Origin of the sequence: Hyella patelloides LEGE 07179, assembly GCF_900659865.1 — a bacterium.
Lineage (GTDB): Bacteria > Cyanobacteriota > Cyanobacteriia > Cyanobacteriales > Xenococcaceae > Hyella > Hyella patelloides.
Genome location: NZ_LR213894.1, coordinates 1 through 13,071 on the forward strand (window position 1 = coordinate 1; position 13,071 = coordinate 13,071).

A 13,071-nucleotide genomic window follows, 5' to 3' on the forward strand; every position below is an offset into this window, starting at 1 on the left:
GTTGCAAAAAGCTAAAGCATTAAATCGGTTGAATCAGTATGAAGATGCCTTAGCCACCTGTCAAGAAGCACTAAGACATTATCAGAGCTATCAATTATGGAATTGTCAGGGATTGGCTCTAGATAACTTAAACCAATACGATTCAGCCATTGTCGCCTATGATAATGCGATCTCTCTTAATCCAGATTCCGTTTGGTCATGGAACAATCGAGGCGATGCTTATGCCAAATTGGGAGAAGCAAGTAAAGCAATTGCTGATTTTCAACAAGCGATTGAATTAAACCCCGATCAAAGTTTTGTCCCCTGGAATAACTTGGGTAAACTCTATTTTCAAGAACAAGATTATTCTGAAGCGATTGCTGCTTATGAAAATGCTCTTGCAGTTAAAGAGGACTATTTACCTTCTTTAATAGGTCTGGGAAATGCTTACAAATCTGTAGGAAATAATATTGCTGCTTTAGAAGCTTACGAACAAGCTATTGAGATTAATCCTCAATCTCCTGAATCTTGGTATGGTCGAGGTTTAGTGTCAGAATCTTTACAACAGTATAGCAAAGCTAGAGAAGCTTATCAAAAAGCGGTCGAGCTTAAACAAGATTGGCAGTCTGCCATAGATGGTTTAGCCAGAGTCGAAAATAAGTAGGTCGTCGTGTCGTCGTGTCAGAAGTAGGGTGGGCGACCGAAGGAAGTCCTAAAGGATACCGCTTCGCATATACTTTAGTGCAATACCCACTCTAGCTGTAGTGTAGGTTGCATAAGTTCTAACTAAACGTCTTATGTGAATTAAAAATCAGAGAAATTTGTTTCAAGCTATAAGCCATAAGCCATAAGCTATAAGCCTTCAGAGAATGAGATTACTCATATTGAAAGTAGAGAACTTAAGCTGCACAAAGACACATCATGTAAGTTGCTTGGCATCTTTCTAAGCTATTAGCTTAAAGCCTAAAGCTTAAAGCTACGAACTAGTCATTTTTCAACGAAGCTAATTCACATCAGGCGTACTAAATAATATTTGTGAAAGAGCATTTTGGTATAAGCTAGGTAAAAGCCAATAGCTGAGAGCTAAGAACTGATCGAGCTATGAATATGAGAGCTTAAAATCACAATTTTTTGACATATTTCAGATGATCCCACAGATTTTAGCGCGAGTAAAACCCTATTTACGTTGGTTTATTTTAGGGGGAACACTGTTCTTTTTACTCAAAACTTTTAAAGCTCGTTTTGCAGAGATATCTGATATTACTATTGATAGTCAGGGATGGTCGATACTGGCGATCGCTTTCAGCTGTACTCTGTTAGCTCATATTTGGTCTGGTTGGGTTTGGACTGGTATTTTAGCTATTTTTCAGCAATCTTTAGGCTTATTTACAGGAATTAGAGTTTATTTAATTACTAACATTGCCAAATATCTACCAGGAAATGTCTGGCACTTTTACGGGCGTATTTCCGCTATTAAAAAGCAAGGAGGCTCTGCTGGGGCTGCTACCCTAAGTGTGGTGTTAGAACCCTTATTAATGGCTGCTTCTGCCCTGTTAATAGCGATTTTCAGTACCCTATTCGGATTAGTAGATACTAACTTTAGCCTCCCCATATTGTTAGGGCAAATGGTTGCTTTACTAGTCGTTTTAATTGGTATTCATCCCCGTATTCTGAACCCTCTTATACATCGTCTCAGTAAGACTAAAGGAGAAGGGAAAGCAGCCCAAAAGGTGAAGCTCAAAACTTATCCTTGGTTGCCATTTTTAGGAGAAATAGGGTTTGTCTTGTTTCGAGGTACGGGCTTTTTATTTACAGTGATGGCATTCCAAACGATCGTCCCTTCCCAAATTCCTGCATTGCTTAGTGCTTTTAGTATTGCCTGGTTGTTGGGTTTAGTTGTTCCTGGCGCACCAGGAGGAGTCGGGGTTTTTGAAGCAACAGCGATCGCCCTTTTACCCCAAGAAACATTTCCTCAAGCCACGATCTTATTATCTGTCGCCCTCTATCGTGTCATTAGTATCTTAGCAGAAGCGATCGCTGCTTTGGGGGCTTGGGCTGTGAAAATAATCAATAATCGGTAATCGGCTTACTTTTCTCATCCCTTTTCCCGTACAGACGTTTCCCTAAAGGACTCGCTGCGCATCGCATGAAACGTCTTCTACCGACATCACAACTGGGCGACTTCATAGTTAGGATTTCTCGACCCTCGATCGGCAGCATATATTGGTTGATACGATAACATTAAGATAGAAAACGATAACTAATTTAATACCAAAAAATTCATGGTTTCAGTATTCGCAGTAGAAAAGAAAAAATTAAAAAATCCCCCTTTAGAAATTCATTATTTAGGCGATCGCGTTTTACGTCAACCAGCGAAAAGAATTGCCAAGGTTGATGACAAGATTCGCACCTTAATTAAAGAAATGCTGCAAACGATGTATAGTGCCGATGGGATTGGTTTAGCAGCCCCTCAAGTGGGTGTGAATAAGCAATTAATTGTTATCGACTGCGAACCTGATAATCCTGACAATCTTCCTTTGGTGCTAATTAACCCGAAAATTACTCGCTATAGCAGCCAGACTTGTAACTCCGATGAGGGATGCTTAAGTATTCCTGGGGTGTACCTGGAAGTAAATCGCCCCGAAGCGATAGAAGTTAGCTATAAAGATGAAAATGGGAAACCCAAAAAATTGCAAACTTCTGACTTGTTAGCTAGAGCTATTCAACACGAAATGGATCACCTTAATGGAGTCATGTTTGTGGATCGGGTAGAAAACGAGATTGCTCTGACGGAAGAATTACAGAAAAAAGGATTTGCCGTAAGTGCCGTTGAACCGATTAAATAATAGATAGCTAATTATCACAAAACATTAAGGAAAACTATTTAAAGTGACACCAATTACCGTAAAAAGTGGCATCTGTCTGGCATTGTGTTGCATTAGTGCGATCGCAGCAGTCGGTTCTGTATTTGAGCTTTCTTCTGGACAACCTGAATTAGGTAGCACTACCACTACTCTTATCTTAGCTATCAGCATCCCTGTAACAATGATTCTCTTTTGGATTGCAGTGCAAGATACCAAAGCGAATCAACAGTAAATCTCCCAATTATTTTGCTTAGAAACGAAGGTAAGGTGGGCAGCAAGCGATGCTACCTCGGTACGATGAATGTTCGCGACTAATCACGAAGCCCCTAAAGGAATCGCTCCCCTAAAGGACTAGCTTAGCGTCGCGCGACCGAAGGAAGTCCTTTAGGGCATCACGCATCAAGATATGCCCACCCCATTTCACTTACGATGATTATTGGTAACAATTGTGGTGTAGTTTTCCCATTTGGGAACAAACATTCTCTGTGTCCCCTCTTCCACTAGTTACCCCGTCAATCTTTTTACTATCTCATTAAAATGGTACTTCATTACTTCTTGGGTGCAAGCATCATCATCATGTTACGCCCTTCTCTTTTCGGTGATTGCTGAACTTCAGCAAATTCTTCAAGATCGGCAGCCATTCTTTTAAGTAAGTCTATTGCTAAGTTAGAGTGCTGAATTTCCCGACCACGGAAACTGACTGTGGCTTTAACTTTGTCTCCTGATTTGAGGAAACGCTGGGCATTTTTGACTCGCACATTATAATCGTGTTCTTCGATTTTGTAACGCATTTTCACTTCTTTAACATCTGCGTTGTGCTGTTTCTTTTTCGCTTCTTTAAGTTTTTTATCTCGTTCGTATTTGTATTTGCCATAGTCCATGATTTTGCAAACAGGAGGTTTCGCTGTTTCGCTAACTAGCACTAAATCTAGTTCTTTTTCTTTGGCTATAGCTAAAGCTTCTCTAGGGGTAATAACTCCCAGCTGAGAGCCATCTGCATCAATGACTCGAATTTGAGGAAAGCGAATTTGCTCGTTAGTTTTGGTTAGATCGCGATTATTAGGAGTATTGCGTCTTCTATCTCTCACAGGCGTACTTTATGTTGTTTAATGTTATAAATTTAACAGGGCGATCGAAGTTTCAAGACTTCTTAATTTACTTGCTATTTTACCTAAGTAATCAAGAAAAAATTGTTAAGTTAACTTGAGTTTTCAATTTAGCTTATTTTTCTGCGTTTCAACAACATAAAATTAAGGAGAAAGGATGAAAGAGAATAAGTCAAAAGTAGCAAGTCAAAAGCAAACAAACATTTAAGAAGTTGTGATGTCGTGGTGTCCTAATTAAAGAGAAAATAAAATTAAGCTGAGGAGCTTCAACCCAAAATCGAAAATAACTGATTACTGATGAGTGATAATTGATTCATCTTTCTGTAAGCAATCAATAATATTTTTGATTAAGTAACTGAAAGCTTATTAAGTCTGCGTAACCAAAAGCCACTAACAACGGTAAGAATGAGGCAAATCCAGCCTGTTAGGGGTTGTAAGAGTAAAAAACCTCCTACGGTAAACATCGAGCCGAACAGCAGCAGAATCGCAGCTATTACTTTAGAGAAATCTTGGGTTAAATTTTGAGCAGCAGCAACTCCCGTACACTTCCTTTGTTTGCGCCAACCGATTCCCCCTGGTCGTACACGAAGATAGAATTGCTCTAGTACTTCATCTGATTCTGGCGGGGTGAGATACATTGCAGCGATCCAGGCGATTGAGGTAACAGAAGAAATAATTAGTAATCTAGTGCCAAAGTCGGCAAATAATTGTTCATTAAGAAAGGTTTGAAATTGCAATATTGGAGATAAAATATTTTCGGTAAAGGGTAAGACACGAATCAGATTTGTCATAATTCCTTGGGGAATTTCGCTAGTTAACAAACCACAAATAAAGCCCGATAACATGGCGGTTAATTCGGCTGCTGCGTTGATACGCCACCAAAACCAGCGTAAGATTAAGACTAAACCTGGCCCTGTACCGATCGCAATTACTAAACGAAACACTGTACGTATATCATTAAAGTAGAAACCTGCGATCGCTCCTAGTAGTGTAACTAACACAGATGCCATTCTACCCATAGAGACTAATTCTGCTTGAGTAGCATTAGGTCTCACAAAACGTAAGTAAAGATCGTTAGTCAGGTAAGATGCACCCCAGTTAATCGAAGTAGAAACCGTACTCATAAAAGCAGCAATTAAAGATGATACTACTAAACCCAACATTACAGGAGGAAGAAAGTCCAGCATCAGTTTGGGATAGCCTAATTCAGGGTCTTCTAAATCAGGGTAGATTACCATTGCAACTAACGCTACGATAATCCAGGGCCAAGTACGAATAACATAGTGTAAAACATTAAAAAACCAGGATGCTTTCTCGGCTTCGGCTTCATCTTTAGATGCTGCAATTCTTTGAATAAATTCTCCTCCCCCATCACTACGACGAAAAGACCACCATTGCAAAAATACATAAGCAGAAAAGGTAGTAGCGGTAATTCCTGCTGCATCATTCCACTTTAAATTTAAACCGCCATCAAAGCTGAGGGGAAAGAAAGACAAGATATCAAGATCGCTAACCTGTTGTATCTTTTGTATTTTGGGGATTAATTGGTGAATTCCTCCCACATGATTAACTGCAACTATAGCTACAGCGATCGCTCCGAATAAACCTAAAAAGAATTGAAAAAAATCAGTCGCTACCACGCCCCAAAGACCAGAAAAGCCAGAATAAAGTAAGACAAACAAGCTAATAGCAACTACACTCCAAATTTTGCCATTATCCCCAGGATTTAACCCTAAACTTTCCCACAATTGTAGCGCACCAACCACTTTAATCATGGCTAACATAGCATAGCCAATGCCAATACAATTAATGGGAACAGCAAACAAAAAGGCTTTAGTTGCTCTTAAAATAGCTGCTGTTTTTCCCCCATAACGAATCTCGGTTAACTCTGCATCGGTAACAATTTCCGATCTGCGCCACAGTCGAGCAAAAATGTAAATTAAAATAACATGAGCAATTCCAAAATTCCACCATTCCCAATTCCCTGCGATTCCTCTGGTTGAAACTATCCCACAGATTATCAGAGGGGTGTCAACAGAAAAGGTAGTAGCAGCCATACTTGTACCAGCTAACCACCAACTAAGCGATCGCCCAGAAATAAAAAAATCTTCTAAACTTTGAGCAGCACGACGAGAAAGATATAATCCCAATCCCATTGTGAATACAAAATAAAAAATAACAATCAGCCAATCAATTAGTTGCATTATTTAGTAGTAATCAGTAATCATTAATCCGTTAATAGTAGTATGAGTATCCTTTTATCTGGCTTAACGTTTTTTTTACAAGATATAAATGTTTTTGATTAAGTTGCTTTTAGTTGATTTATAATTATAATCACAATTAATATTATTTAGTATATGAAGCTGACACCGTGGCTGACTAACTTATTTTCAGACTCTAAAAAATTAGATAAAAGAATCAGAGAAATCTTTTTTAATCTCATCCAAAATAATCAGGGTTCAATTACAGAGCTTGATTTAGCGATCGCAGCTAATATATCTGGTAAAGATGCTAAAAAATATCTAGAGCAATTTGCAGTAGAATTTGATGCTACTTTTGAGGTTACAGAAAAAGGACATATAGTTTATCTTTTTCCGATTAGAAATCAAACCGAACAAAAAAGTAATTTTAAGTCTTCTCAAAATAATTTATCGATACCTAAAGAGAAGCACGAAACAGCAGATATATCTGAAAATGTTAAGCAAAATTCAGCGAAAACTAACCAAAAAAAACAAAAATCTGTTAGTTCATCGCCAAAGACACAACAAAATTATGATACTAAAATAAACTATCAGGTTGCTGATATCAACAAGAATTTAAAAAATGTTGAAAATGATATTAAAGATAACTTGAAAAATGTTGAAAACGATTTAAAAAATATCGGAGATTCACTAAATAACTTGTTTAAATCTTAAATTGCAAGTATGAATCATTGAGTGTTTTTAACCTATTGCCAGCTAATGAGAAAGTTTGCTGTCTTTCTGAAAAAAATATTAATATATTCTTCTTAATTAAGACTTTTTTGATTAGCCAGAGATTTGAATCTCTGGCAATTATTAATGCTGATACAAGATGTCAGTTTAAACGTACTTAAAATTTCAACCCAGAAAAACCAATAAATTAGTTTCCTAGCTTATTATTTAACCACCATATTGCCAGCCTGTGGTTTCTAATAACAACGGTTTTCCTTCACGGTGAATTCCTGCACTAATGACTTCCGAGACAAAAACTGTATGATCGCCTTCTGCTACCTTGCCTACTACTTTACACTCCACATAGCCTAAAGAATCTTTAATTATAGGACAACCTGTTGCTTCTCCCTCATAGAATTCGACATTTTCAAATTTATTCCCTACTCTAGTTTTAGGTTTAAAGAATTCAGCAGCCAAGTCTTTTTGTCCATCTTCAAGAAAACTAATGGCAAATACTTCTGTTTTTTGAATCATTTCGTAAGAAGTAGTACCTTGCTTAACACAATTAACGATTAAAGGGGGTTTAAAAGAAGATTGCATCAACCAGCTAACAGTAAAGCCATTCATTTCTTCCCCATCTCTGACACCGCAGATATACAAGCCATGAGGAATCTTACGCAACATCGTCTTTTTAGCTTGTTCGTCTAACATAGTTATCTTTATCGTGATTATTAAGTTGCCGACTGTTAGTTTATCAATTTTTGGTATCTCTCATGACCTTTCTTTGGTTAGAGATAGAAAGTTTTATCTTTATAAAATATCTTTTAACTCAAAAACCATTTCTGTTCTGGTAGAGACATCTAACTTGGTAAACATTTTTTTTAAGTTTTTTTACTGTATTTTCACTAATCCATAGCTGTTTTCCAATATCTGCGTTTGTTAAACCTTGAGCTACTAAAAAGGCAAGAGGCAAGTCCTAAAGGATACCGCTTCGCATAAGGCAAGAGAGAAAACAATAAAATAAATAACTTTCTATTTATGTAGCTAGTGAAAAAGAATTGGTATTATATAATAAGTCTGAAAAAAATAAGATTATAAAAATAATATAATGACTCAATATCAGCCTACTCAAAAAGAATTAATTGAATCAATTCGTCGCCGACCAGGAATGTTTTTTGGTAGTGTTGGAGAACGGGGTGTCGAGCAATTTATTTACGAATTGGTAGCCAATATTATCGATCGCTTCTTGGTAGATGAAGCAACTTTTGTCAAGGTTACAATTCAAGATTCAACGATTACAGTCATAGACGATGCTCTTGGTTTTCCTTTTGATGAACCAAGTAGGGTAGAAAATATTAGTTTAGCAACTGAATTTTTAACTAATTTCCATTTTACACCATCAAAAGATGGACACAGCCCGCATATTCATTTAGTTGGTAATGGGGGAGGAATCGCTCCGATAAACATTGCTAGCTCTCAATTAACTATAAAAAGTTGGCGTAATGGTTTACTTTGGTCGCAAAGTTTTGTTAGAGGAATTGCTCAAAATAATCCTACTATTATCGAACAAGGTAATGGTAAAGGAACAGCTATAGAATTAATTCCCGATGCCGAAATTTTTGGAATATCAAAGCCAAGATTGAATGTGATTCGTAAGGCTTTATTTGAAATAGCTCATTTATTTAGTGGCTTAAAAGTTTATTTTCAAGAAGAATGTTTTTTTGCCCCTGAAGGATTAGAAATGTTAGGCTCACTATTTCTCGATCCTCCTATTCCTTATCGAATAAAAAATAAACCTTTTCATTTAAAACTACAACAAGAAAATATGTTTATTGAAGTTGCAGCTTTTGAGGATGTTTGCGAACAAAAAAAAGTTTTATCTTGGGTCAATGGAATTAGAACTTTTGATAATGGGAGTCATGTTGAAGGTTTCTTAGAGGTATTACAACAAGTTGAGTGGAATCCGCAATTAATATTGATTCATGTAATTATGTATAAGCCAGTTTTTGCGTATCCAATGAAAACTAAATTAGATGTTCCCTCGGTAAAAGATGAAGTCAAACAAGCTTTACTAAAACCACTACAAAATTATCTAATGTTGGCTAAAGAAACGAATAAAAATTGATAATCGTTGCTCTTAAATCCAAAAAAGTGATCTTTGCTGATTCTTTTAACACTTCTAATACTGATATTATTTGTTTAACTGGTTATGACAAGAAAAAAAATTTAAATCAGAAACAACAAAATGTTATTTCGCCAACTGTTCGATCGCGACTCTAGCACCTATACTTATTTGGCAGCCGATCTAGTAAGTCAAGAAGCTATCTTAGTCGATCCTGTTCTAGAACAAGTATCAAGAGACTTAAAACTATTGCAAGAATTAGGTTTAACTTTGCGTTATTGCTTAGAAACCCATATTCACGCTGACCATATTACAGGAACAGGTAAATTACGAGAAATAACTAATTGTTGGGGTGTTGTGCCAAAAAATGCCCAAGCTGAATGTGCAGATAGCCATATTGAAGATGGAGAAACTATAAAAATTGGTAACATTGTAGTAAAAGCGATCGCTACTCCTGGCCATACTGATAGTCATGTAGCCTATTTAGTTAACAACACACATTTACTAACAGGGGATGCTTTATTTATTCGCGGTTGTGGTAGGACAGACTTTCAAAATGGCGATCCTGGTACATTATACGATTCAGTGACACAAAAACTATTTACTCTACCTGATGAGACTCTAGTGTATCCTGGTCATGATTACAGGGGGCAAACTGTTTCTACTATTGGTGAAGAAAAGCAATGGAATCCTCGTTTTGCCGGTAGAAGTACACAAAGTTTTATTGATTTGATGAGTAATCTTAATCTTCCTAACCCCAAGAAAATGATGGAAACTATACCAGCAAATGAAAAATGTGGGAATAAGTAAGAATTTGGCAGTGCCGAACCCCTACAATACAATAACCATAAATTAAGGTTGAACTATAAAAACAATAAAATTATTGTGTTACGAAGAGGTTTTTACTTACTACTATTAGTCTTAGCTTTTTGGATGATTGCACCTGCAACAAAAGCTGCTACTTGTCAGGATATTGCAAGACAGCAAGTATGTTTACTACGTATCAAACGCAGTGCTAAATATTATTGGGAATATCGAGCTATTCTTAGTATTGATGGACGAAAACAACCAGAAAGGGTTTATAATTGTCGCGATCTCGCTCTTAGCGAGGCACTGCGTGATCGCTATTACCAAGAACCAGATCGGCTAAAAGTTTACTATCAGCAAAATGACAAGCTAGGGAAAACTGTTTGTCGTCTATATGAGAAAGTTTAACCAAATTTTTAAGTCAGGTTAGAGAAAAAACTATCTCTTTTTTCAAAAAGAGGCTGAAAATTTTCTATCGATACAAAAGATTTGTCTTCAGGAACAGAGAATTGTATGCTGATTGAATGTTAAATCATCGAGTACAGACCATTCCGCGTTTTGAAGTCTCTAAACCATAAATAAACGGTGTGTTAACTATTTAATTATTAAGTTTTGCTAGGAACAATTAGCGATCGCATAAAATAGGGTATCGATACCCGATGGGATAAATAATAAATGTTAAATGATAAATATTAATAAATGTCTGACATTCAAGAATTAATTAATCAAGTTCAAAAAGAAGCTCAAAAAGAAGAATTTCCGATAGATATTCCTGTATACAAATCAGCTAAACTAGAACCTACTTATCCTGTATTATATGCAGGTAATTTACAAAGCCCTCTCTGTTTTTTTGGTCGAGATTTAGGAAAAGATGAAGTTCATGCTAGACAACCTTTAATTGGTGCTGCGGGGACAAAAGTGAGACAGGGTTTTTATCAATTAATTCATGGTAAAACAACTAATTCTATTGAAGAATTAAAAACTATTTGCGATCGCGTTTTATTAACCAATACTGTTCCTTATAAACCACCAGGGAATAAAGCTTATTCGGTTAAGGTAAAAGAGCGTTTTCGTCCTTATGTAGAGCGTTTATTAGTATTTCATTGGCAAGGAAACCAAATTATAACTTTAGGTACAGAAGCTTTTAAATGGTATGCACGTTACAGAGAAAAAGGAGAATTAGATCGATACTTTAAAAGAAGCGATCGCTATGAAGAAAAATTAGTGGTTGAGATAACTGCTACTGACGATCGAGGAAATAGTAAGCAAAAATCTATTATATTACTTCCTTTACCCCATCCTTCTCCTCTCAATAAAAAGTATTATGCGATTTTCCCTAAAATGCTCCAGCAAAGATTAGCACAAATCGAATTTTAGGCGTTGGTGATTTAAGTAATAAGTAATGAGTAATGAGTAATAAGTAATGTCTTAACGTTAATACGTAACGCTATAACTGATTACTCCCATAGGCGACGACGAGGAGAGCCATTAAGACGTAGATGAGTATCTTGCAATAATTTAGGGATATCTAACTTTTCAGGACAGCGAGGTAAGCAATCACCGCATTCCGTACAGCGATCGCCTTTTTGCCCAGGAAACCAATGTCCCGCATTTTCCAACATCCGATAGCGATACTGCCCAAAATCATTCATCTCATAGCCTACAGCCAAATTACGTAATCGCAACACTTCAGGAATATTAATCTCTTCGGGACAAGGTAAACACTGATAACATTGACTACAGCGATCGCTTTTTAAGGTGTCTTTGAGATGCTTTTGTAATCTTCGATCTATTTTTTCAATGGTTTCGGATAAATCATTGGGGCAAATGCCATTTGTACTTACTTCCTGGTTTCCCTTATCTCCCAATCTTTCTATCCCGCAGTCTCTCCATCTCCCAGTCTCCAATTCTTTAGCACAACTAGCCCCTATACTAAGAGTGGTAATACGGCGATCGCTTAACAACCATTGATAATTGAATTCTAGAGGTGTCAAAGGCTGACACAAATCTTGTAGAGCTTCAGGAGGGTTGTAGAGTCTGCCTCCTTTATCCGCAGGAGAAATAATAAATACTCCCATGTCTTTTTCTTGAGCTAAAGCGATCGCTGGCTGGTGACGTTGCCAAAAATAGTAATAATGGAGGTTAACAAAGGCAAATAAATCAGTCTCAATTGCTTCTAAAATAAGTTCTAACAAGCCGTGGGTAGAAAATCCAATATATTTTATCTTTCCTTGGGTTTGTGCTGCTTGAATTGCCGATAGACAGCCGTTAGGTTTAATAATCCAGTTGAGACGCTCCTGGGTATTGATACCATGAATTGCTAAGCAATCAATATAATCTGTTTGTAACCTATTCAAAGACTCATCAATCCACTGCGCCATTGCTTGTTTGTCAGGAGTAGGCGGTAATTTTGTTGTGATGTAAATTTGTTCTCTGGGTACTGCATTATTGGAAGCCAAATACAGTCCTAGATACTCCTCGCTTTTACCGTAACCCCTAGCTGTTTCAAGATGATTTATGCCACAGGCGATCGCTTTTTTAATTGTAGTGAGTGCTATTTGGGGAGAAGCCAAACAACGCATTGTCCCCAAAGAAAACACAGACAAACTCAGATTTGTGCGACCAAACCTTCGATACTCCATTGATTTATTTAAGATTCAACTACGACGACTTTTTTTGATTAAATCGCTAGGACTAAGATCGGAGACAAAATCGCGAAAAGCTTCTCTTTCAGCGTCGTCAGCATCTCTATCCACGGGAATCGAAGCATCTGCGACAACCTCCTCTAAAACCCAAATTGGACTATTGGTTCTCAGAGCAATTGCGATTGCATCGCTAGGACGACAATCAACTTCTTTTTTCACTCCATCTTTATTCAAACAAAGAATGGCATAAAAGGTATTATCTCGCAGAGCATGAATCAGAATTTTTTCTAAATTCAGCTCCCAAGCATCAAAGACATTAGCCATCAATTCATGGGTTAATGGGCGAGGGTTTGGCTGATTTTCCAATACAGCGATAATTGCTCTTGCTTGATCCTGTCCGATAAAAATAGGTAATGCACGACGTTCTGAACTATCTTTGAGTAAGACAATCGGACTACGAGTAACGGCATCTAACATAATACCAGCAACTTTCATTTCAATCATGAGTTTACCCTCTCAAGTAATTTTGGTAGGAATACAAGCGATCTCAACAGCATAGATACAAAATAGTTTAGTATCCATTGAATAACTACACTAATATTAATATTTCACATATTTTCCTACTGCATCAAAAAA

Annotated in this window: 14 protein-coding genes and 1 pseudogene; 9 read left to right on the forward strand and 6 right to left on the reverse strand. The window is 36.9% G+C overall.

Annotated elements, in window-relative coordinates:
* The 4 genes from H1P_RS18925 to H1P_RS18940 all read left to right on the forward strand — a co-directional run.
* On the forward strand, nucleotides 1–643 hold a 643-nt coding region (locus H1P_RS18925), incomplete at its 5' end, for a tetratricopeptide repeat protein (RefSeq protein WP_186376041.1).
* Nucleotides 644–1,127: 484 nt separating this feature from the next.
* Nucleotides 1,128–2,060, forward strand: a complete 933-nt coding sequence (locus H1P_RS18930; protein WP_144870265.1) for a lysylphosphatidylglycerol synthase domain-containing protein — start codon at nucleotides 1,128–1,130, stop codon at nucleotides 2,058–2,060.
* 201 nt (nucleotides 2,061–2,261) lie between these two features.
* The gene (gene def / locus H1P_RS18935) at nucleotides 2,262–2,825 is read left to right on the forward strand and encodes a peptide deformylase (RefSeq protein ID WP_144870230.1); all 564 of its coding nucleotides are present in this window, start codon (nucleotides 2,262–2,264) and stop codon (nucleotides 2,823–2,825) included.
* Nucleotides 2,826–2,877: 52 nt separating this feature from the next.
* A complete protein-coding gene (locus tag H1P_RS18940; protein WP_144870267.1) occupies nucleotides 2,878–3,075 on the forward strand; it encodes a hypothetical protein in 198 nt (65 codons plus the stop codon).
* 316 nt (nucleotides 3,076–3,391) lie between these two features.
* On the opposite strand, the gene infC is transcribed toward H1P_RS18940, so the two are convergent.
* Nucleotides 3,392–3,931, reverse strand: a complete 540-nt coding sequence (infC, locus tag H1P_RS18945) for a translation initiation factor IF-3 (RefSeq protein WP_144870232.1) — start codon at nucleotides 3,929–3,931, stop codon at nucleotides 3,392–3,394.
* Between the two features lie 365 nt (nucleotides 3,932–4,296).
* Nucleotides 4,297–6,153 carry a sodium:solute symporter family protein gene (locus tag H1P_RS18950; RefSeq protein ID WP_144870234.1) on the reverse strand — a complete coding sequence of 619 codons (1,857 nt, stop codon included), beginning with the start codon at nucleotides 6,151–6,153 and terminating at the stop codon, nucleotides 4,297–4,299.
* Nucleotides 6,154–6,306: 153 nt separating this feature from the next.
* Between H1P_RS18950 and H1P_RS18955 the strand changes: the two genes are divergently transcribed.
* The gene (locus tag H1P_RS18955; protein WP_144870236.1) at nucleotides 6,307–6,864 is read left to right on the forward strand and encodes a hypothetical protein; all 558 of its coding nucleotides are present in this window, start codon (nucleotides 6,307–6,309) and stop codon (nucleotides 6,862–6,864) included.
* Nucleotides 6,865–7,089: 225 nt separating this feature from the next.
* Here the strand turns inward: H1P_RS18955 and H1P_RS18960 are convergent, their stop codons facing one another.
* The gene (locus H1P_RS18960; RefSeq protein ID WP_144870238.1) at nucleotides 7,090–7,572 is read right to left on the reverse strand and encodes a flavin reductase family protein; all 483 of its coding nucleotides are present in this window, start codon (nucleotides 7,570–7,572) and stop codon (nucleotides 7,090–7,092) included.
* Nucleotides 7,573–7,671: 99 nt separating this feature from the next.
* Nucleotides 7,672–7,837: pseudogene (locus H1P_RS39910) on the reverse strand (helix-turn-helix domain-containing protein); the annotation flags it as partial.
* Nucleotides 7,838–7,969: 132 nt separating this feature from the next.
* On the opposite strand from H1P_RS39910, the gene H1P_RS18970 reads away from it, so the two are divergent.
* The 4 genes from H1P_RS18970 to H1P_RS18985 all read left to right on the forward strand — a co-directional run bounded on the left by H1P_RS18970 (nucleotide 7,970) and on the right by H1P_RS18985 (nucleotide 11,167).
* Complete coding sequence (locus tag H1P_RS18970; protein ID WP_144870240.1) at nucleotides 7,970–8,986, forward strand: DNA topoisomerase subunit B; 1,017 nt, start codon at nucleotides 7,970–7,972, stop codon at nucleotides 8,984–8,986.
* A gap of 120 nt (nucleotides 8,987–9,106) precedes the next feature.
* Nucleotides 9,107–9,793: an MBL fold metallo-hydrolase gene (locus H1P_RS18975; protein WP_144870242.1), complete on the forward strand. Its 687-nt coding sequence runs from the start codon at nucleotides 9,107–9,109 to the stop codon at nucleotides 9,791–9,793.
* Between the two features lie 48 nt (nucleotides 9,794–9,841).
* Nucleotides 9,842–10,198, forward strand: coding sequence for a hypothetical protein (locus tag H1P_RS18980; protein WP_246141804.1), 357 nt, complete (start codon nucleotides 9,842–9,844; stop codon nucleotides 10,196–10,198).
* Between the two features lie 291 nt (nucleotides 10,199–10,489).
* Complete coding sequence (locus H1P_RS18985) at nucleotides 10,490–11,167, forward strand: uracil-DNA glycosylase family protein (protein ID WP_144870244.1); 678 nt, start codon at nucleotides 10,490–10,492, stop codon at nucleotides 11,165–11,167.
* Nucleotides 11,168–11,247: 80 nt separating this feature from the next.
* On the opposite strand, the gene H1P_RS18990 is transcribed toward H1P_RS18985, so the two are convergent.
* Together H1P_RS18990 and H1P_RS18995 are read right to left on the reverse strand one after the other, a co-directional pair.
* Nucleotides 11,248–12,432, reverse strand: a complete 1,185-nt coding sequence (locus H1P_RS18990; protein ID WP_144870246.1) for an aldo/keto reductase — start codon at nucleotides 12,430–12,432, stop codon at nucleotides 11,248–11,250.
* 15 nt (nucleotides 12,433–12,447) lie between these two features.
* Nucleotides 12,448–12,939, reverse strand: coding sequence for a bifunctional nuclease family protein (locus tag H1P_RS18995; RefSeq protein WP_144870249.1), 492 nt, complete (start codon nucleotides 12,937–12,939; stop codon nucleotides 12,448–12,450).
* Nucleotides 12,940–13,071 lie beyond the last annotated feature (132 nt).